This is a genomic window from Mastigocladopsis repens PCC 10914, from assembly GCF_000315565.1.
Taxonomy (GTDB): Bacteria; Cyanobacteriota; Cyanobacteriia; order Cyanobacteriales; family Nostocaceae; genus Mastigocladopsis; species Mastigocladopsis repens.
The window spans coordinates 2,926,903-2,946,319 of the sequence record NZ_JH992901.1; the positions used below are offsets into that span (position 1 = coordinate 2,926,903).

The 19,417-nt window shown below is 44.0% G+C and carries 16 protein-coding genes and 1 pseudogene; 11 read left to right on the forward strand and 6 right to left on the reverse strand.

Going from position 1 to position 19,417, the window contains the following annotated elements:
- The first annotated feature begins 231 nt into the window (after positions 1 to 231).
- The gene (locus MAS10914_RS0115195) at positions 232 to 2,061 is read left to right on the forward strand and encodes an aspartate kinase (protein WP_017316798.1); all 1,830 of its coding nucleotides are present in this window, start codon (positions 232 to 234) and stop codon (positions 2,059 to 2,061) included.
- Between the two features lie 379 nt (positions 2,062 to 2,440).
- Positions 2,441 to 4,393 carry an NACHT domain-containing protein gene (locus tag MAS10914_RS30245; RefSeq protein WP_198014979.1) on the forward strand — a complete coding sequence of 651 codons (1,953 nt, stop codon included), beginning with the start codon at positions 2,441 to 2,443 and terminating at the stop codon, positions 4,391 to 4,393.
- Here the strand turns inward: MAS10914_RS30245 and MAS10914_RS0115205 are convergent.
- The 4 genes from MAS10914_RS0115205 to MAS10914_RS0115220 all read right to left on the reverse strand — a co-directional run bounded on the left by MAS10914_RS0115205 (position 4,365) and on the right by MAS10914_RS0115220 (position 7,771).
- Positions 4,365 to 5,267 (reverse strand): alpha/beta fold hydrolase, encoded by a 903-nt coding sequence (locus tag MAS10914_RS0115205; RefSeq protein WP_017316800.1) that lies wholly within the window; start codon positions 5,265 to 5,267, stop codon positions 4,365 to 4,367. The genes MAS10914_RS30245 and MAS10914_RS0115205 overlap by 29 nt on opposite strands.
- A 2-nt stretch (positions 5,268 to 5,269) precedes the next feature.
- Positions 5,270 to 6,094 (reverse strand): SDR family oxidoreductase, encoded by an 825-nt coding sequence (locus MAS10914_RS0115210; protein WP_017316801.1) that lies wholly within the window; start codon positions 6,092 to 6,094, stop codon positions 5,270 to 5,272.
- Between the two features lie 8 nt (positions 6,095 to 6,102).
- A complete protein-coding gene (locus MAS10914_RS0115215; RefSeq protein WP_017316802.1) occupies positions 6,103 to 6,750 on the reverse strand; it encodes a pentapeptide repeat-containing protein in 648 nt (215 codons plus the stop codon).
- Between the two features lie 535 nt (positions 6,751 to 7,285).
- Positions 7,286 to 7,771, reverse strand: coding sequence for a hypothetical protein (locus MAS10914_RS0115220; RefSeq protein WP_017316803.1), 486 nt, complete (start codon positions 7,769 to 7,771; stop codon positions 7,286 to 7,288).
- A gap of 631 nt (positions 7,772 to 8,402) precedes the next feature.
- Between MAS10914_RS0115220 and aroF the strand changes: the two genes are divergently transcribed.
- Entirely contained in the window at positions 8,403 to 9,302 is a 900-nt protein-coding gene (gene aroF / locus MAS10914_RS0115230; protein WP_269635090.1) for a 3-deoxy-7-phosphoheptulonate synthase, read from the forward strand.
- 134 nt (positions 9,303 to 9,436) lie between these two features.
- Positions 9,437 to 9,571 (forward strand): hypothetical protein, encoded by a 135-nt coding sequence (locus tag MAS10914_RS36200; protein WP_269635057.1) that lies wholly within the window; start codon positions 9,437 to 9,439, stop codon positions 9,569 to 9,571.
- Here MAS10914_RS36200 and MAS10914_RS0115235 read toward each other — a convergent pair.
- Positions 9,549 to 11,786: a caspase family protein gene (locus tag MAS10914_RS0115235; protein WP_017316806.1), complete on the reverse strand. Its 2,238-nt coding sequence runs from the start codon at positions 11,784 to 11,786 to the stop codon at positions 9,549 to 9,551. The two genes, MAS10914_RS36200 and MAS10914_RS0115235, sit on opposite strands and share 23 nt — an antisense overlap.
- Before the next feature lie 86 nt (positions 11,787 to 11,872).
- Between MAS10914_RS0115235 and MAS10914_RS0115240 the strand changes: the two are divergent.
- From MAS10914_RS0115240 to MAS10914_RS31595, 4 genes and pseudogenes are all read left to right on the forward strand, one after another.
- Positions 11,873 to 12,928, forward strand: a pseudogene (locus MAS10914_RS0115240) (caspase family protein); the annotation flags it as partial.
- 22 nt (positions 12,929 to 12,950) lie between these two features.
- Positions 12,951 to 13,112 (forward strand): hypothetical protein, encoded by a 162-nt coding sequence (locus tag MAS10914_RS34260; RefSeq protein ID WP_156818164.1) that lies wholly within the window; start codon positions 12,951 to 12,953, stop codon positions 13,110 to 13,112.
- A 292-nt stretch (positions 13,113 to 13,404) separates the two neighbouring features.
- Positions 13,405 to 13,590 (forward strand): caspase family protein, encoded by a 186-nt coding sequence (locus MAS10914_RS35570; protein WP_051151123.1) that lies wholly within the window; start codon positions 13,405 to 13,407, stop codon positions 13,588 to 13,590.
- Positions 13,562 to 14,812, forward strand: coding sequence for an nSTAND1 domain-containing NTPase (locus MAS10914_RS31595; protein WP_232224167.1), 1,251 nt, complete (start codon positions 13,562 to 13,564; stop codon positions 14,810 to 14,812). Before MAS10914_RS35570 ends, MAS10914_RS31595 begins: the two co-directional genes overlap by 29 nt.
- A gap of 374 nt (positions 14,813 to 15,186) precedes the next feature.
- Here the strand turns inward: MAS10914_RS31595 and ahcY are convergent, their stop codons facing one another.
- Positions 15,187 to 16,464, reverse strand: a complete 1,278-nt coding sequence (gene ahcY / locus MAS10914_RS0115250) for an adenosylhomocysteinase (RefSeq protein ID WP_017316809.1) — start codon at positions 16,462 to 16,464, stop codon at positions 15,187 to 15,189.
- A gap of 335 nt (positions 16,465 to 16,799) precedes the next feature.
- On the opposite strand from ahcY, the gene MAS10914_RS0115255 reads away from it, so the two are divergent.
- The 3 genes from MAS10914_RS0115255 to MAS10914_RS0115265 all read left to right on the forward strand — a co-directional run bounded on the left by MAS10914_RS0115255 (position 16,800) and on the right by MAS10914_RS0115265 (position 19,191).
- Positions 16,800 to 18,374 (forward strand): mechanosensitive ion channel family protein, encoded by a 1,575-nt coding sequence (locus tag MAS10914_RS0115255; RefSeq protein WP_051151152.1) that lies wholly within the window; start codon positions 16,800 to 16,802, stop codon positions 18,372 to 18,374.
- A 78-nt stretch (positions 18,375 to 18,452) separates the two neighbouring features.
- Complete coding sequence (locus tag MAS10914_RS34265) at positions 18,453 to 18,623, forward strand: hypothetical protein (protein ID WP_156818165.1); 171 nt, start codon at positions 18,453 to 18,455, stop codon at positions 18,621 to 18,623.
- A gap of 100 nt (positions 18,624 to 18,723) precedes the next feature.
- The gene (locus MAS10914_RS0115265; RefSeq protein ID WP_017316811.1) at positions 18,724 to 19,191 is read left to right on the forward strand and encodes a MarR family winged helix-turn-helix transcriptional regulator; all 468 of its coding nucleotides are present in this window, start codon (positions 18,724 to 18,726) and stop codon (positions 19,189 to 19,191) included.
- Positions 19,192 to 19,417 lie beyond the last annotated feature (226 nt).

Below are 19,417 nucleotides of genomic sequence, written 5' to 3' on the forward strand. Positions count from 1 at the left end.
GGATGTCAAATAGGCAGGGTTCTTAGGTGATGGGAAGATAAAGTAAGGACTACAGTCCTCACTACGAACTATATTCATTAGGTAACTTGATTCAAGTTTCTGGTTTGAAATAATATATATTTAGGATCTTGGCTTAATCATTGATCCCGATCAGGAATTGAACGTGCCGTCAAGGCTTGCTGATTCAGCGGGGGCATTGATTTTACAGGCACAAACAATACCATAAAAGTTATGGCACTCATAGTTCAAAAATACGGTGGTACATCTGTCGGTTCAGTCGAACGCATTCAATGTGTTGCACAGCGCGTGTGCAAAACTGTTAAAGCAGGAAACTCGCTTGTCGTTGTGGTTTCCGCAATGGGTAAAACCACTGATGGACTCGTTAAGCTAGCATACGAAATCTCCACAAATCCCAACAGTCGGGAAATGGATATGTTGCTTTCCACGGGTGAACAAGTATCCATTGCCTTGGTAAGTATGGCTTTGCAAGAACTGGGACAACCAGCAATTTCTCTGACAGGGGCGCAGGTAGGAATTGTTACCGAAGCAGAACACACTCGGGCGCGGATTTTACATATTGAAACAGAGCGCATCAAGCGACATCTCAATCAAAATAAAGTTGTTGTCGTAGCAGGCTTCCAAGGTATTACCAGAACTGAGGACTTGGAAATTACTACCTTGGGACGTGGCGGTTCAGATACCTCAGCGGTGGCAATGGCTGCTGCATTGCGAGCAGATTTTTGTGAAATTTATACCGATGTGCCAGGGATTTTAACGACAGACCCCCGTTTAGTTCCAGAAGCCCAGCTGATGGATGAAATTACGAGCGATGAAATGCTGGAACTCGCAAGCTTGGGGGCAAAAGTATTACATCCTCGTGCTGTGGAAATTGCTCGGAACTATGGCGTTCCCTTGGTGGTACGCTCTAGTTGGACAGATGATCCTGGGACTTGGGTCATTTCACCGGAACCACGTCCACGCTCACTTGTGAATTTGGAAATTGCCCGTTCAGTTGATGATGTTGCATTTGACGCCAATCAAGCAAAGGTGTCAATGTTGCGTGTCCCAGATAAACCAGGCGTAGCAGCACGGTTATTTGGGGAAATTGCCCGTCAGGATGTGGACGTAGATTTGATTATACAGTCAATTCATGAAGGTAATACAAATGACATTGCCTTTACCGTGATGACACCGATATTAAAACGGGCAGAAGCCGTAGCGGCAGCCATTGCTCCTGTTCTGCGTTCTCAAGAGGCTACTGAAGCCGAAGAGGCTGAAGTGATGGTACAGCACAATATCGCCAAAGTCAGCATTGCAGGCGCGGGGATGATTGGGCGTCCAGGTGTGGCGGCAAAGATGTTCGTCACCCTCGCAGAAGCTGGCGTCAACATCCAAATGATTTCCACAAGCGAAGTTAAAGTCAGTTGCGTGATTGACAACGCAGATTGCGATCGCGCCGTTGCTACCCTACGCAGTGCCTTTGAAATTGAAGAAGACAAAGGGACAAGGGGACAATTATCCCCCTCTCCTTCCCCCCTCCCCTCCTCCTCCCATCCTCCCGTAAGAGGTGTGGCGCTAGATATGAACCAAGCGCGTCTGGCAATTCGTCAAGTTCCTGACCGACCGGGAACCGCAGCAAAGCTGTTTGGACTGTTGGCAGAACACAACATCAGCGTAGACATGATTATTCAGTCTCAGCGCTGTCATGTGATCAATGGCGTTCCTACACGGGATATTGCCTTCACGGTTGCCAGAATGGATGCACAAGCGGCACAAAAAATGCTCCAGCAAGCAGCCGCAGAATATGGCTGGGGTGAAGTGGCGCTCGATAGTGCCATTGCCAAAGTGAGTGTTGTAGGAGCGGGTATGGTCGGACAACCAGGCATCGCAGCTACAATGTTTGAGGCGCTATCGCAACACCAAATTAATATCCAAATGATTACGACTTCGGAAATCAAAATTAGCTGTGTTGTGGCGCAAGAGGAAGGTGTTAAGGCATTGCAAGCAATTCACATGGCATTTGGACTGGCGGGTAGCCAGAGGATTCAAGTGCCTGCGTGATATTACATTATCTCCAAATACCGACTTTTTCACCCCACGACAAATTTTGATTTTGCTTTCCAGAAATCAATTTTTATACATTTATCAATTTTTGTACTTTTGTAGTTTGGTGGAGATACTATTTTTATACAGTCCTCATCTCTTTTAGCTATGCACATTAGTATTGCGGACGAACTAAAGAAACGATTCCATGCAGCTTGCGCCCTACGGGGGTGATTATGAATCAAGGTTGTGGCAGAAATAATCGGGTAATAGTTGTAGTGTGCTATTCATGAATTTTATGAGACTACTTCAATATATTCAGAAATTAAAGTCTGCAAAAAATAGTTTAAAGAAGCAAAGATTATATGCACTTTTCTTTACACTAACTCTATGGTTGGTGCTTTCCACTTCAGCAGTTCCAAGCTATTCTCAAGTTCCTACCCCTACACCTCGTCCTGTAATCGAACGGAAGGTTCGAGAACTGGCTAAGAGCGATGTAGAAAATGATATTTCAAGACGAAATGACTATGCTGTGAAGCGGTACGGTAAAAAATCCCTAGGCTTAAAAGATGAAGAAATATTAGAAATATATGATAACGAGTATACCAAGCTAGCAGAAGCAAAGAAAAATAACTTGTGGGAACAACTGAAGCCTGGAACTGGATGGTCAGTTGCTATAGTTCTATTTTTCGTCTTAATTTTTAAAGATACTTTAACAGAATGGGTTGGTAGCTTTTTTAAAGCTGTAGGAAATCAAATCTATAGCAAACTATCAGGAATTCCATTACTACGTGGCGTTGCACTAAAACGATACAGAGAAGAACTCAAAGAGAAGTATGAGAAGTTAAAAATTTCTTTTCGACCTAATAAACCTCTAAAGCTAAAAGATATATATGTTCCACTAAAAGTCACAGGTACTAACGACAATGAGTTGATTGATGCCTTCCAAGCTATAACCAAGCATCGCCGACTTATGGTCAAAGGGTCTCCCGGTTCCGGTAAGACAATGCTGCTCAAGCATATTGCTCTTTGCTACGCTGATGGTCGTTGGTCTAGCGTATTTAATAAATTCCCTTGTATTCCAATTTTATTAGAACTACACCGATTAAGCTCTTCAGAAAAGACATTACAAGAACACTTGGAGGATGCCTTTGATAGAGATGGTTTTCCTAACGCCAAACATTTTGTCTCTGAAAGTTTAGATAAAGGTAGACTGCTACTGCTGTTTGATGGTCTTGATGAGGTAAAGAGCGATTGGCGTGAGCGGGTAGTTAATGAAATAAAAAATTTATTGGATAAGTATCTAAAATGTCCTGTTATTATTACTTGCCGCACGGCTGTCTATAGAGATGAGTTTCATGAGGTAGTTGAAAAGACACTAGAAGTTGCTGAGTTCAACGACCAACAGATTCGTGAATTTTTAGTTCCGTGGAAGCTAGATATGCCAGCAGATAAATCTGTTGAGCAACTTATACAAACGTTGCATGACCGACCGCGAATTATGGCTCTGGCACGTAATCCACTAATGCTTACTATTATTGCCTATCTTTATGCTGATACCCCTGTTGTGCTACCCCATTCAAGGGCAGAGTTTTATCGAAAAGCAACAGATGTTTTATTAGAACAATGGCATCAAGAACGCAACCAATTCCAAGGACGTGATAAAAAGCTGATACTTCAACATTTAGCACTTTTCTTTCAAGATAGTGCTAACCAGCAAGGGCAAGACCGTCGCAGCGTAGACTGTAGAACTGTTGAATCAGAAGTCAAAAAAATACTTCCCGACCTCAATCTTCCTGACTGTACCAGATCCATTCTGCCAGAAATTGTAGAACGTAATGGTTTACTACTTGCTATTGATGCCGGTGAACGTTACCAGTTCGCACACTTGACCTTACAGGAATTCTTCGCAGCAAGTCAATTACGAGAGAATGCTGATGGTCTAATTAGTCGTTTTAAGGCTGACCCTGACGCTTGGCGTGAAACTCTAAAACTCTGGTGTGGAATAGCTGGAGATAGTACAAATTTGATTAGAGAAGTACGCACACTAGATCCAGTTGTTGCGTTTGAGTGCTTGGCTGATGTTCAAAAAGTTGATTCGACATTGGCTGATGAAATTATCAATAGCTTTAAATCACAACTAGGAGCTAATAATAGCGAAGATATAGTAAATCATGCCTTTGCTTCAGTCGCTGCGGATGAGAGAAGACGTACAGATGTGTTCACTTTTTTAAAAGAAACCCTTGAGAACACAAGTGAAACAGATGCTCGTCGCAAGGCAGCCGTAAACGCTTTGGAGCATCCCAATAAGGTTTCTAAATCTACGGGAGGCGTTTCCCTAATGCTTTAACAAACTCAGCCGTTGATTCATATGGCAAAACATTCCGACCGGGCATTTTAATTCCACGACCATTAGGTAAACAAGCGAGGTAGTCAGCTAAACGTTCATCTGGTGTTTCTTGTTTACCTGCTTGGCTAATACTCGATGCTGTTTCTCCTACAATTACCAGCGTCGGTTGCTTGATAGATGCAATAGCGTTACTATAATCCTTGCGCCAAAAACCAGCTAAAAAAGAAAAAACTGCGTAGCGACTGGCAGGATTTGCTGCACCTTGTTGCAAGGTATTCAACCATTCAGCGTCAACAGCATTGTCTGACCCAAACAATTCACGTATTGAGAAATCACGCAAAAAGTTTTCACGTCGGGCATAGCGATAAAAAGCATTACCAAAAGGCGAATCTAGCAGATTCCAAATGAGTTTGTCTTGCCATTCTGGTGTTTTTTTCGTAATAACTGCCCAAGCTGGAGGTCCTGCTAGTGTAAGTCCAGCAATGAGGTTTGGTTCCTTTTGAACTAATTCAATTGCAACCGGAAATAAAGCACCCTGCACAACCAAAGTGACAGGTTTTTGCACTACTGTCTGTAAAAAATATTGCAACTGTTCCGCCCAATCTTTGGGAGTGTAAGCTACATGAGGCATATCACTTTGACCGCATCCCAGTAAATCTGGGTTGTAAATAGGATTGCGGTGCTCTTGTTTATACCATTCACGGCAAAATCGCTGCCAAAATTGCCGCGATAACCCAACACCAATAGGGTGAATTAACAGCAGGGGAATACCCTCTGGAGTTGAATGAGTCGGGTTATGAATTTCGTAGGCGCAGCGATAATTCTTCCAACTGTAAAACTGGGTAGGAGATACTGTTTTATCTTGAGTAATCATTGTTAAAACATCATCTGCGGATGAATCAGCTTGTATCCCGCATCTTTTATCTTTTTATTAGATACATTAACATTATATGGGCGCTTACTCTCTTGGGAAGAATCCCATATAACTTTGGATAGATTATGTGTTTCACACACACGCTCAAGTAATTCTTTCGTTGTGAAATGGTCATCATTAACTAAGTTATAGATACCTTGTAGTCGCCGCCTACGGGCAAATTCTATAGCAGCAATAATGTCATCAAGGTGAATCCAATTTGTTGTATCTTTGCCATTACCAGGTCGAGTTGTACCAGCAAATCGACCAAATATTTTTACCAGTTCTCGATCTGGACCATAAATTCCTCCCAACCGCAAAATACAAACATTCAGAAATTCATTGGAGGCTGATAGTAAAATTTGCTCAGTATCACTAAGAATTTGTCCATTTTGGTTAGCGGGTGCAACCAATGATTCTTCATCCACCCATGCTCCGTTTCTGTCGCCGTAAACAGCATAGCTCCCTGTATATATCAGTTGTTGCACGCTTGGAATCTGTTTTAAGACAGAGACTAAAGTTTGAGCAGTGTGCAAATATGTTTCTTCGTAAACATCAGCACTCTTTGCACCGACACTCAAAAGCACAACATCTTGATTTTTCAAGACTGTGTGGAGCAAGTCTGGGTCGTTTCCTTTGACTATTTCGACTCGTTGGGCTACTGCTTGCAGTGTAGGGACACGTTCAGGAGTGGTTGTGGTAGCGGTGACTACAAAAGTCATCTTTTGTTGCCAATATCGAGCTACTCCACAACCAACGTATCCGCAACCGATAATTGCAACGTTCATTGTCTTACTTATTCGTAAATTTTGCCATCAGGCATGATTGCCCCAGTCAAGTTAGCTCCAATCAGTTTAACAAGAAGTTTATCCCCAGATCGAATACGCGCTCCCGTTAAGTCCGCTCCCCGCAAGTCTGCTCCACTGAGATCCGCTCCAATTAAGTTAACACACTGTAAATTGGCTTCCCTTAGGTCCGCTAAAAGTAGGTTTGCCCTAAATAAATTTGCCTCAGACAAATTTGCACCTCTAAGATTCGCTTTGTGCATAAAAGTATCACTGAGATTTGCACCACTTAAGTTCGCATAACTCAGGTTTCTGCTAGATAAATCTCTGCCTTGTAGGTTTGCCCGACTAAAGTCTTTTCCACTTAAGTCTGGGTTTTGCTTTGGTGGTTCATAGCTTTTTTGGGTTGGCTTTTTCTGTGAGGCTGGCGCAGAACTATGTAACCTTTGATACTTCATTTTTGAGGGGCGCAATTTTTCACGAGCCTCATTAATTTCTTGTAGCTTTTTTTGTGCTTTCTCTTGTAAGCGGGTATTATCTTTTGGGAGCCGATCAGGATGCCATACAAAAGCTAGGTCTTTATAAGCTTGGTTTACATCCTCGAATGTTGCGCCCGGGTCTAATTCCAAAACTCTATAGTACTGCTCCAACTCGCTCATAAGACGTTTCAGTGAAAATTATCTTAATTATGAGTGATGCAACCGTTTAGCGGCTGAATTATTTGTCAAACTTTTCTACTGTTGGGTGATTGAGCCTAAAAGCCATGAGTTCTCAGTATCCTTTACAAAGCTTTAAATAACACCTGAGCGGCAGTAACCTTCTGTTTTACTACAGCATACCTGTATGCTAACAGACGCAGTCTTTCAAGTGAATACAGCACACATCCTATAGAAAAGTCTCATACCCCATGCTTTGGGTAATGTGAGTATGAATTGCTTTTTTTCTCTTAAAAAGAACATATTCCTTAACATTGCGTAACTCTATTTTTTATTTTGTAATTTTTATTAGGTTGTCGCAGGTTCTTTAATTCTTTGATGGCTACTAACATTTGCTGTACTATGACATGACTACCGTTAGCAGCTTGGAAAATTAAGCAACACCCGATATTTTCCAACATCTGTTGTTAACTAATATGTAATGAGCCATTCAAATAATTATTCCTACTTCGGCTTAATAGCAAGTCGTTGATGATTCTCAGCGATTTAGGAAACGCTGTTGTATAGCTCGCCAATATGCCCTAATTGGAATTTGATAAACCTCAATAAAAAGCCAAATAATAATTGCTAGATGCGACAAAAAAGTCAACGCCGTCCAAACATATGGTACCCACGAAAGCGGAGTTTCGGGTTTGGGTGGGAAATTATAAGCTACTATCCCAATTAAAGCAGTAGGCAAGAGTACAAAAGCACCTGCTGCTATCAGATAGCCCCAACCAAATTCTACACCTTCTATTTGGGCTTCTGTCCAATTAAATCCATTCCAATGCCAAATTAAAGGTGGTTGCCTCGATGGCATTTTAATTTGCTGTTGTTCTACATTTACAGTAAAAATTTGTTGACAGAAGTCACAAGCCATAGCTTCCATTAATGGCATATGACTAATCTTACCCACACGACAGACTGGGCAAGGGTAAACTCCTTGATAATTAAAAGATGTGGTTAAAATTTTGGAACTGGGCATAATAATACTTGGTAGTCCTTCAGTGTTAATTAAGTCAATGGCGAAGCCAAAATTATGAATTATGAATTATGAAATGAGCATTCCAAACCAACTCTTCATTCAGCATTCATAAATTCTTTCTTTCTCCATGACTCAGGAAATAAAAATATTTTTTAATTTCTCTAAATGAGATGATATCTAGCCAGCAATAAGTCTTGATTCCTTGAATTGTACTGAGTTTAACGCTTTTTTTAAAGGGATCGCTGTCTTGACGCGACTCGTTTTCTATGCTAGTGTCATAAAATGTGAGTGTAAATTAAGTTTTTCAACAAAGCGCCTAACAAATGTTCAGCACGACTTCCTACTTTTATTTTTGGTTTAGGGTGGTTCACCGGGGGTGAATTACGTTTCCGAATGGAAACCGCCCGGTGAACCGCAGAGCGAACTCTGCGGTTTTTGTTTTTTAAGGCGAGAATTTTGATCATGATGACCTATTTCGGTAGTTGGTTTTATAGCTTTTACTTTTGGCCTAGAACAAGTTCCGGGTAAGTAGCGTCATGCCGATGAATCGTTAACGCCCGGAACTCAAGATTCCGGGCTTTTTTGTTGTCAACCTAACCCCCTCCTACCAGCAGGAAGAGAAAAAGAAAAAATTTGTAACTCTAAGGAGAACCCAACCATGAATAACGCTAAATTAGCCGCCAAATCTCATCCTCACCATCAGACAATCGTTAACCTCTCTCAAACAGTTGCCTTCGGTGGTACGGAACTGGTGATTATTGGCGGACCGTGCACAGTTGAAAGCACCGAACAAATGGAGACTGTCGCCCAAAAGCTATCTGCTGCACCTGTGCAAGCTTTGCGTGGCGGTGTCTACAAACCCCGCACCTCTCCCTACGCCTTCCAGGGAATGGGAGAGGAAGGACTGGAAATTTTGGCAGGGGTGCGATCGCACTACAATACCCCAGTCGTCACCGAGGTCATGTCAATTTCCCAAATTGAAGTCGTCGCTGCTCATGTTGATATGCTTCAGGTTGGTAGCCGCAATATGCAAAACTTCGATTTGCTGAAAGCTTTAGGACAAGCAGGTAAGCCGATACTCCTGAAACGCGGGTTATCGGCGACAATTGAAGAATTCGTGATGGCAGCTGAATATATTTTAAGCCATGGAAATCCTGATGTGGTGCTATGTGAACGGGGTATCCGCAGCTTTGATAATTACACCCGTAACGTACTGGACTTAGGCGCAGTGGCGGCACTTAAGCAGATCACTCACCTGCCTGTGATTGTAGACCCATCCCATGCTGTGGGCAAGCGGGAACTCGTGCCACCTGTTGCAAAGGCAGCTGTTGCTTGTGGGGCAGATGGGTTAATTATTGAATGTCACCCAGAACCAGAAAAATCTGTTTCTGACGCACGTCAGGCGTTGTCTTTGGAAGATATGGTGAATTTGGTTCATAGCTTAAAGCCCGTAGCAGCATCTGTTGGGCGGAGAATATCGGAAGAAATAGGGGCGGGTTTGAAACCCGCCCCTATTTGTTGTGCGGCTTAATTGATAACCACGCAAGACAAGCGATCGCTGTTTTATCTAGTAAATCTCTTGCAGTAGTTAAATTTATGAAAATGAAACCACAGATGGACACAGATGGACACAGATAAAGAACTCGTGTTTATCGGTGTGGATCTGTGGTTCTGTTTATCTTTGTCCAACACGTCTGTTACAGAAGGCGATCGCCCCTTAAGCCCAGACCAAACAATGTGCGATCGCTCAAAATCACTCCTACAAAGCATCGCGTCTCTACACCTTCACAACAAGTTTGACTTGTTCTATTGTCCATTTCTCACTCGGATAAGCAGCAGCACTGATATTTCTATTTGGCGGTTGTTCACTTGCAACAGCTGCTAATAATTCTTCGAGTGGGTTTGTTGCTCTGGTTCCTTCTATTCCTCTACGGGGTTGATCTAATGCTGGTAGTTTTAGCAAACCGAAATTAGCTGCACCAACTGTTGCAAAAACCTTGAGAACATCGGCACCTTCGTTGTAACCTTCTGGTAGGCTTGTCTGGAATCGGATCAGTTTCTCCATTCCAGGATCTAAGGGTTCAAAGGCAGCTGCACCGCCTGGGTGGAGTTGGGCAATACTCCAATCAGGCTGAATCGCCAGTACGGTAATGTTGAGAACTTGGTCCGATTCATTGCGGATACGTAGGAATGCATATTCATCAACATTAAGCGTTGGTACATTGCCAGGAGCATTAATGGGTATTAATTGACGATTTTCTCCGGCTGTGCATAGCTCAACGTTGAGCTTTCCTGCTAAAGGTGACAGTGGGTCGTTGTTGTCTAACTGTAAAGCTGCGTGGTATTTAGATAAATGTACCAAGCGGTTGACCACACTAGCAGCAGCATCTGAATCGCCTACTTTCAACGTCGGTCGCAAATTAATAATTGGTTCTCCGCCTGCATCGAGGATTTCATACTCACCTTGAGCGTTGACAGATACTTGATAGGTAACAGGTTCATCGCTCTTTTCATCAAAAGACAAGAATTCTACCCAGCCATTGCCTTCTACTTTTGCCTTGGCGGCTTTGACTGCTGCTAATGCTTCTTGAGGATTTATTCCTAAAGGTTGCTGATGCTCCTCTGGTGGCAACAAACGTACCTTCCGAACAAGCTTGACACCTGGCGATAGCAGTAAGGCAGGAGCGCCATCTTCAATGATGGCTTCACTTGGGGGAGGAGTGTAAAGACGCAGCGTATCCTCTGGTTGTGGTGAAGTTACGGCAGAAATAGAGCGTACAGGATTAGAGGAAGTGTCTCGTGTCGTGCGATAATTGTCTACATTGGTATTTTCTTGTTTAAAAATTGCCGTCACCTCAGCCCAAGATTCTTCTGCACCAACTTCTACAATCTTAGCCAGTGCAACTCGCTTGTGAGTTTGGCTGAAATCACTTGTGCCTAAGTTATAGATAGCAAATTCCGCGCCCTTACGCAGACCTTGCGCTTCGCCTGCTTGTAACAAAACCCGATTTTTGGCTAAATCTACTTTCTTAACGATGACACTAGACTGGGAAGACGTTGATTGACCGCTGAAGACAACGCGATCGCCTTCGCCTTGCAGCATAGGTATTTGTCGCTCAAACTGAGTGTTGACCTTTGCCAGAATGCGAGCGTGAATGACCTTGTAACTGACTTCATTTCCCAATTTCTGCAAAGAATCTAGTAGCCAATAAGTCAGCGCACCGTTACGCTCTTTACCATTGAAGGCATACTCATAAGCATACTCATTATCCCGACAGGCAGCCAATAAAACATAACCCTTAGGTTCGGGTAGCCAACCACTGGTGGCGGTAACGTTGCGAGTATTTTTTTGTTCTGCTGTTAAGCTTTGCCAGGTTTGGATCAATTCGTCAGTCGATGCCACTAAACTCTCTGTAGGTCGCGACGTTGTATCTACAACGTCTTTGTTAAGACCACGAATATCAGAATCATTGACACCTCCTCGCGTTGCTCCTCCAGAATGGCAGCTATCCAGCACCACTGTGACAACTAACGCCTTATCTACCATATTTTGTAGAATTTTTGCTAACTCCAAATCACGAAGATAACGAGCCTCTGAGTTGCCAATATCGGTGGGAACAAGTGTTTCATCAACTCCGTTCTTTCCCTTGAGTTCTGGATAAATTGTTGCCGCACGTCCGCCATGACCGGAGTAATGAATGTAGACTTGGTCTTGAGGTTGAGCCAGTTCGATAAGTTCCCTAAATTTGGCTACAATATTTTCGTAGGTAGGCAACTGCTCTAGAGGCTCTTTTGGCTGTTTGGAATTGTCAGAGTGAGAAGCCGTTAACTTAAGAATCTGTGCTGGAGGGACTTGCAGGTTGTTTTTCAGGAAAGCCTCCACATGGTTGATGTCGCGCACGCATCCTTGGAGACTCGTGTAGGAAGAACCACCAGGCAAGGTATTCGGTAGATAGCAATCAATCCCTATCAGTAATGCAAATAATTTGGAAGTAGAATTTGCCTGTTTAGCCATCTTTATTGCTTCCTATTTGTCATCTATCTTACAGAATAGGTGACAACAGCAAGGACTTATGCACCACCTTCTGACTAGAGGTTTTTATGACTCGTAATATATATGCGCTGCTGGTTGGTATTGATGAATACCTGCGTCCTGTTTCTTCCTTACAGGGCTGTGTGAACGACGTAATTTCTGTAAAAGAATATTTAGAAGGGCGAGTTGCTGGAGATGGATACCAGTTACATCTTTGCACACTCTTAAATCAAGATACCACGCGTCAGGCAATCATTGATGGTTTCCGTAAACATTTGTGCCAAGCAACAACTGAGGATGTGGTCTTATTTTATTTTGCAGGGCATGGAAGTCAAGAGGATGCCCCGGAAGAATTTTGGACTTTAGAGCCGGATCGACTGGATGAAACTCTAGTGTGTTATGACAGTCGCAGCCTAGGCGGTTGGGACTTGGCAGATAAGGAGTTAGCGAAGCTGATTAATGAGGTAGCCAAGAAAAACCCTCACATCGTTATTATTATGGACTGCTGCCACTCCGGTTCTGGCACCCGTGGCGATTTAGAGGCGGAAACAGCAGTTCGTAGAGCAAGCGTTGATCCACGCAAGCGAAATGCAGACAGTTTCATTTTCTCCTTAGCAGAAGTCAACCAATTATCAGCTTCTCGTAGTCCAGAAGAAAATCCCAGTGGATGGAATTTCCCCAGAGGAAAACACATCTTCTTAGCAGCTTGCTTAGATAGTGAGCTAGCCAAAGAGTATAACGGAGATGGGCAAGCAAGGGGTGTCTTTTCTTACTTTTTGCTCGATACTTTAAAGAAAGCTAATGGCAGCTTGACTTATAGAGACTTATTTAAGCGTGCCAATGCTCTGGTTCGCAGTAAAGTTATGGCTCAATCTCCCCAAATAGAAGCAACGATTCTCAGTGATTTAGAGCAACCTTTTTTGGGAGGAGCGATCGCCCAACGTACTCCTTATTTTACCGTCTGCGCTCACAAAAACCACGGTTGGATAATTGATGGCGGTGCAGTTCACGGTATTCTCCAACCTATAGGAAACGAGACAACCTTACTGGCATTATTTCCCTTCGACACTCCTCCTGAACAACTACGTCAATTGTCAGCGGCGATCGCCGAAGCTAGAGTCATCACTTGAACAACAGGAGCTTGACTTGCCATCTCGCTTAGTCAAAAGCCCAAGTCGAGGTCACGGAACGCTGAACCGTCTCATGAACCGAGTTCTATCCCGCAATCTTACAGCCGTACCAGAGGAGGAACTTTATGATGACTGGATTGCAAGTCAAATCACGATCACGACTGTGCGCCCTCAGTAGTAGTCAGGAACGCACGTGAGCGCTAAAGCGCCAACTACAAACCCATCAACTCTAGCTTGACGAACTACGAGACAATTCTCAACAAGCGCATAAGTTAAGTTTCATGACAGCTATTTAGAAGACAGCAAGGTTGGCTTTGTAGCTTAATTTTAAGTCTGAAATCTTATCAAACAGATAAAGCAGATAAAGAGGAGTCAAATACATTTGTTTGGCTTGCGGAATAGGGATTGAAAATAGATTCAGTTGGTTATTGGTAATTTTCCTCCAAACAACTAACACAGGAGTTTGCATCATGCCTGAGTTTTCGCGCAATCTGGCATTTGTAATTGGCATAAACAATTACAACAACGGCATTCCCCCCCTGCACAACGCTGTGAATGACGCCAAAAAGTTGGTGGAAATCCTGCGCGAAAAACATGATTACAAGGTGTGGGTGTGCTTTCTTGCCAATGACCCAGGTACACGAATGCTTGAGTGAGTTGCCTTGTCGCCATTTTCTCGCTGTTCTCGACTGCTGTTTTGCTGGGGCGTTTCGCTGGTCTTCGACTAGAGACTTGTTATCTGCACCAGAGGTGATTCATCAAGAACGTTACGATCGCTTTATCACTGACCCAGCATGGCAAGTCATTACCTCTGCGGCTTATGACCAAAAAGCTTTAGACGCTTTTGCAATCAACACCGAACGGGGTCAAGGCGAACATTCGCCGTTTGCGACTGCTTTGTTTGAAGCGCTACAAGGAGAAGCAGATATTTATCCTCCTGCTGCTTATGGTAAACAGGCTGGAGATGGGGTGATTACTGCTACTGAATTGTACTTATATTTGCGCGATCGCGTCGAATTAGCCACACAAGGAAATCGCCAACGACAAACCCCTGGTATTTGGGCGCTGAATAAGCACGACAAGGGCGAGTATATCTTCCTTACCCCTGAGCATATACTGAATTTACCGCCAGCGCCACCCCTTGATGAATCGCAAAACCCCTATCGCGGCTTGCAGTCGTTTGATGAAGAACATAGCCACCTGTTCTTTGGCAGACAAGCGTTAACTGAAGAACTGTACCAACACATCTGCAAGCAGCCGTTGACTGTAGTGCTGGGTGCTTCTGGAACTGGTAAGTCTAGCTTAGTCAAAGCGGGATTGATTCCCTACCTCAAGCATCAGCCCCATTGGCAAATCCTATCTCCCATGCGTCCTGGAGAGTCGCCATTGCGGGCGTTGAACAATACACTAGCACAGGAAAACTTGCCAGGTGTCTCGATTACCAGCCTGAGTACCGAGCAAAAAGTAGATACCCTTTCTGCCAGGATTGCGACTTGGTGTCAACTGAATCCTCAGTCAAATTTGGTACTAGTTATTGACCAGACTGAAGAGTTGCTTACCCTTTGTCTAAATGACCAAGAGCGGGAAACCTTTCTTAATTTCTTGGCTCAAAAAGTAGCAAAATATTCATCAAGATTGCGTATTATACTGACGCTGCGTTCAGACTTTGAACCCCAACTGCGAAATTCTGCCCTAGAGCCATATTGGCAAAGGGCGCGATTTATCGTGCCGGCGATGACGCGGGAAGAATTGCGCTCCTGCATTGAAGAGCCAGCATCAGCACGGGTGATGTATTTTGAGCCGCACAGTTTGGTAGATAATTTGATAGATGAAGTAGCACAGATGCCAGGAGCGCTGCCACTACTTTCTTTTACCTAATGAATCGGGCTTGCAATTGGATGCGGAATTATCTGCAACATAGCACAAAAAGCGTTAGCGTTCGCGAAGCGTGTGCCAAAGGCACTTAGCTCCTCCTCAGGAGGCTCGCCACCTTTGTGATGGAATTGATATTGGCAAATGCGGATTTATTATGAGAAATTTTGTCCGCAATTAGGTATTGATCTTAGGATTAATTTTTATGCTAGCTGGCATTACAAAAAAATGGGATAGACAAGTTGCCTATCCCACGACAAAAATTTAGAAAATTCAACTCTGGCTTAAAGCGCTTAGTACAGAATTACAAAAGTTGGTAATGAAATGAAGATGATGCATATCGTTCGTAGTAAGCACTTACTACTGTACTTAGGTAACCCTCAAGTTCCAGAAGTCCAAGAGTTTGTGTACTCAATTTGGTCTGAGGTGAGGGTATCAATTTGAATTCCCATCGCCTGCAACTTCAATCGTGCAATTTCTTGATCAACTTCAGTTGGAATTGAGTGGATACCAGGTTCTAGCTGACCTTTATTCTTCACCAGGTATTCACAACCCAAAGCCTGGTTGGCAAAACTCATATCCATCACCGCACTAGGATGTCCTTCTGCTGCGGCAAGGTTAATTAAGCGTCCTTCACCTAAAACTACGACAGATTTGCCATTTTGCAGGCGATATTCTTGGGTGAAGGGACGTACTGTCTTGACTTCCGTAGCTTTAGCGCCCAAGGCTTTGAGGTCAATTTCAATATCGAAGTGACCGGAGTTACAAACAATTGCCCCGTCTTTCATCACGTCGAAATGCTCACCACGAATGACGTGCTTATTGCCAGTCACAGTGACAAACAAATCGCCCAAGGGTGCAGCTTCCGCCATGGGTAGCACCCGGAAACCATCCATCACGGCTTCAATTGCTTTGATGGGGTCAATTTCGGTGACAATTACGTTAGCACCAAGTCCCCGCGCCCGCATAGCTGTGCCTTTTCCGCACCAGCCGTAACCAACAACAACAATGGTTTTACCAGCCAGCAGAATGTTTGTAGCGCGGATTATGCCGTCGAGGGTTGATTGTCCTGTACCGTAGCGGTTATCAAAGAAGTGTTTGGTGTCGGCGTCGTTGACGTTGACGGCGGGGAAGGTGAGGACGCCATCTCTAAACATGGCGCGTAACCGCACAATTCCTGTTGTGGTTTCTTCTGTGGTTCCAATGATGTCAGCAAGTTGGTGCTGGCGTTGTTGTACTAGGGTCGCGACGACATCACAACCGTCATCGATGATGATGTTGGGGCGATGGTCTAGAGCGATTTGTACGTGGCGGCTGTAGGTTTCGTTATCTTCACCTTTGATAGCAAAGACAGGAATGTCATGATCGGCAACGAGGCTAGCAGCTACGTCGTCTTGAGTTGATAGGGGATTACTTGCAATTAGCAGGGCGTCTGCACCACCAGCTTTCAGTGCAATTGCTAGGTGTGCTGTTTCTGTTGTGACATGGCAGCAAGCTACAAGGCGAATGCCTGCAAAGGGTTTTTCTTGGGCAAAGCGATCGCGGATTTGCCGTAAAACTGGCATTTCGCGTCCAGCCCATTCAATGCGCTGTCTTCCCAAGGGAGCTAGGGCGAGGTCTTTAACCTCGTGCTTTAATCGGGGAGAAGTTGCGGTCATCAAATAGTTCCTCAATTAAGTTCTTATGCACTCTACTAGAGTATTCCACAACTGGCAAAATGGGTAAGGGTCAGGGTATTGGATGTAGGTTGAAATTAATACCATTTTAATTCTTTCATGGCGTCTATCTAAAGGGTGAAAATAACTAAAAAGTCCACAGGCATTTCCTTAAAGATTTGTTAAAACTTGACTTAAGACAGATACAAGTACTCAAATTGATTTTGGAGCATAGCTCTTTAGAGTACATAAGAGTAAATTTTGCACAAGGAGGTGTGAAAGTGCGCTTTCAATTTTTGGCAGTCGCTCTTTCTTCCACGGTGATAACAGTTGGGGCAATGCCTCCAGTTAGAGCGCAGATTCCTTTTTTGCCTACGGTGCAAACTTCCACCAATGGGAGTAGTGAATCAGATACTCGAGATGTTTCTCGTTGGGTTTATTTGGATGGTCGCGGTTTGTTTCAGGTTGCAGCTCCAAGGGCGAACATTTCAGAGCGTTTACAACAAATTGAACGAAATTTGGCTGAAATTAGCCAAGGTTACTTTCAAGACCCTAATGCCAAGCTGGATATACAGGTTAATGATTCAGGTCCTTCACCAATCATTAGCATCAACGGTCTATATCTCATGACTGTGACGTCTCAGGATGCAAACCTACGACAGGCACCTCCCTCAGGGGCGGCAAATCTCATTGTCCAAACATTGGAGGATGAATTAGAGCAGGCAAGACAGGAGCGACGACCCCAGTATTTAATCCGCCAAGGTGTCATTGCTGGTACAACTGGTATCGGGATGATTGTATTAAGTTGGGGGGTATATAGCTGGCAACGCCGCTCAAAACGGCATTTACTACAGCCAATACCACCGACTACACCAGAAGTTCAACCCATTACCACACAACTGACGAAACAAGAACATCAACATTTTCGAGAAGTCAAGCGACGACTTTCTCAGCTTGCACAAGTAACAATTTGGGGCGGTGGAACTTTGTTCATGCTGGGTCTGTTTCCCTACACGCGACCGCTTCAGGTCGTCATTATCTCAGCGGCGCAAATTCCTTTGAAATTGGGTGTTGTGGTACTGGGAACTTATGTGGCAGTACGTCTTAGCTATGCTCTGATTGATCGTTTCACCACTGCTTTTATCAACAGTAGTGCTTTGCTGACTCCTGAAACTTCTGAGCGGTTACAACTGCGAGTTTCTACCATTGCTGGTGTTACCAAAAGTATTATCACCATTGTCTGGTTGGGAGTTGGCATTCTGTTATCCCTAACAACGCTAGGCATAGATGTCGTTCCCTTGCTAGCTGGTGCCAGTTTAGTTGGTGTGGCTGTGTCCCTTGCGTCTCAAAACCTGATTAAAGATGCAATTAACGGCTTTTTGATCATCATGGAAGACCAGTACGCCTTGGGTGATGTGATTAACGTGGGAGATGTGGGAGGTTTGGTAGAAAATCTGAATCTGCGGATGACTCAACTGCGGGATGCAGAAGGACGGCTGATCACCATCCCCAACAGCGAAATCAAAATTGTTGCCAATCTTTCTAGTCGTTGGTCACGAGCTGATTTAACTATCCCTGTCGGCTATCAAACCGATATTGACCTAGCTTTAAAATTGATTGAAACTGTCTCTCTTGAGATGGATCAAGATCCAAAATGGCAGAATCCAATTTTGGAAACTCCTCAAGTTTTGGGAGTGGATCATTTTGGCGATCGCGGTTTGAATATTCGCGTGTGGATTAAAACTCAACCCCTGAAGCAATGGGAAGTAGCACGGGAGTATCGCCGCCGTCTAAAAATCGCCTTTGACAAAGCCGGAATTTCCATTCCTTTGCCTCAACAATCGATTTGGGTGAATGATTTTCAACTACAGAAATCTATGCCATCAAGCGGAGATGGCAACGGTAATTCCTGAACTTCCCCACGGCTAGAAGCTGTGGAGCATGATTGCCTATGTAGAGACGTTGCACTGCAACGTCTCTACACGTATGGAATGGTTATAAATAACCCTTATCGGGCAAATGGCAAATATAGCCAAATTGAAAAATTATTTCATAGTGTTGGCGATCGCCACTCATTCATCCTTTTTATCTTAAAAGGTCGTCTTGGAAAGAGCGGTTTACAAAGCGCTGCACTTCAAAGGCATCGGGAGGCGGTGGAGTGAAGATGGGTGGGCGTATCTAACAATAGGGGAGTACAGTAGCTAATTTCGGTTATTATTTTATGTAGTTATTATCAACACTTTAACTAACTAACCTGCTGCGATGTCCACTTCCTCAGCCAAGCTTGAATTTGTGAAGAAATGGCGACATGTTCTGGCTCCCTACAACTTAGGATACAAACTCAAGCTGGCATCGCAACTGATGTATCGCGATTTCTTAGAAAGACTTGAACCCTACGGACTCACGCCGTTTCATTACCTTGTGCTGTGCTGTCTGTGGGAAGAAGACGGTCTTTCTACATCTGGGATCGCCGAAAAGCTCGGACAGTTGGGAGCAACACTGACTGGCGTGGTAGATCGCATGGAAGACCGTCAACTCGTCTATCGGCAGCGCGACCCCGAAGACCGACGCTTGGTTAGAATTTGGCTAACCCGTGAAGGTGAGCAACTCAAGGAGGTGCTACCATCCATTGGCGAGCAGACGATTAATCGAGCAATGAAAGGCATCTCTAAAGCCGACCAAGAATTGATTTCCAACCTTTTAGATCAAATTGTCTCTAACGTTTCTTAACTAGTGGTCTGTCCCATTAATTTTGAGGGATTCGTAGTGAGCGCAAGAGCGCTCTCGGAGTCTAGGACTAAAGTCCTTACTACGAACTTGAGCTGGATCTCAAATACTTAATATATTAAATATAAATATATTGAATATTAGCCGATTAAGTCGGTGAACACGAGAACGCCGACTCATCAGTCCTTTCGAGACACGATTCAATAGATTTGGAAGCCTGCCAATGGCT

What these genes read in the sequence shown, in the direction of transcription:
- MAS10914_RS0115195 (WP_017316798.1), top strand. Translation starts at nt 232, where the DNA reads ATGGCACTCATAGTTCAAAAATACGGTGGTACATCTGTCGGTTCAGTC.
- MAS10914_RS0115205 (WP_017316800.1), bottom strand. Translation starts at nt 5,267, where the DNA reads ATGATTACTCAAGATAAAACAGTATCTCCTACCCAGTTTTACAGTTGG.
- MAS10914_RS0115210 (WP_017316801.1), bottom strand. Translation starts at nt 6,094, where the DNA reads ATGAACGTTGCAATTATCGGTTGCGGATACGTTGGTTGTGGAGTAGCT.
- MAS10914_RS0115215 (WP_017316802.1), bottom strand. Translation starts at nt 6,750, where the DNA reads ATGAGCGAGTTGGAGCAGTACTATAGAGTTTTGGAATTAGACCCGGGC.
- MAS10914_RS0115220 (WP_017316803.1), bottom strand. Translation starts at nt 7,771, where the DNA reads ATGCCCAGTTCCAAAATTTTAACCACATCTTTTAATTATCAAGGAGTT.
- MAS10914_RS0115235 (WP_017316806.1), bottom strand. Translation starts at nt 11,786, where the DNA reads ATGGCTAAACAGGCAAATTCTACTTCCAAATTATTTGCATTACTGATA.
- MAS10914_RS35570 (WP_051151123.1), top strand. Translation starts at nt 13,405, where the DNA reads ATGCCTGAGTTTTCGCGCAATCTGGCATTTGTAATTGGCATAAACAAT.
- MAS10914_RS31595 (WP_232224167.1), top strand. Translation starts at nt 13,562, where the DNA reads ATGACCCAGGTACACGAATGCTTGAGTGAGTTGCCTTGTCGCCATTTT.
- ahcY (WP_017316809.1), bottom strand. Translation starts at nt 16,464, where the DNA reads ATGACCGCAACTTCTCCCCGATTAAAGCACGAGGTTAAAGACCTCGCC.
- MAS10914_RS0115255 (WP_051151152.1), top strand. Translation starts at nt 16,800, where the DNA reads ATGCCTCCAGTTAGAGCGCAGATTCCTTTTTTGCCTACGGTGCAAACT.
- MAS10914_RS34265 (WP_156818165.1), top strand. Translation starts at nt 18,453, where the DNA reads ATGGTTATAAATAACCCTTATCGGGCAAATGGCAAATATAGCCAAATT.
- MAS10914_RS0115265 (WP_017316811.1), top strand. Translation starts at nt 18,724, where the DNA reads ATGTCCACTTCCTCAGCCAAGCTTGAATTTGTGAAGAAATGGCGACAT.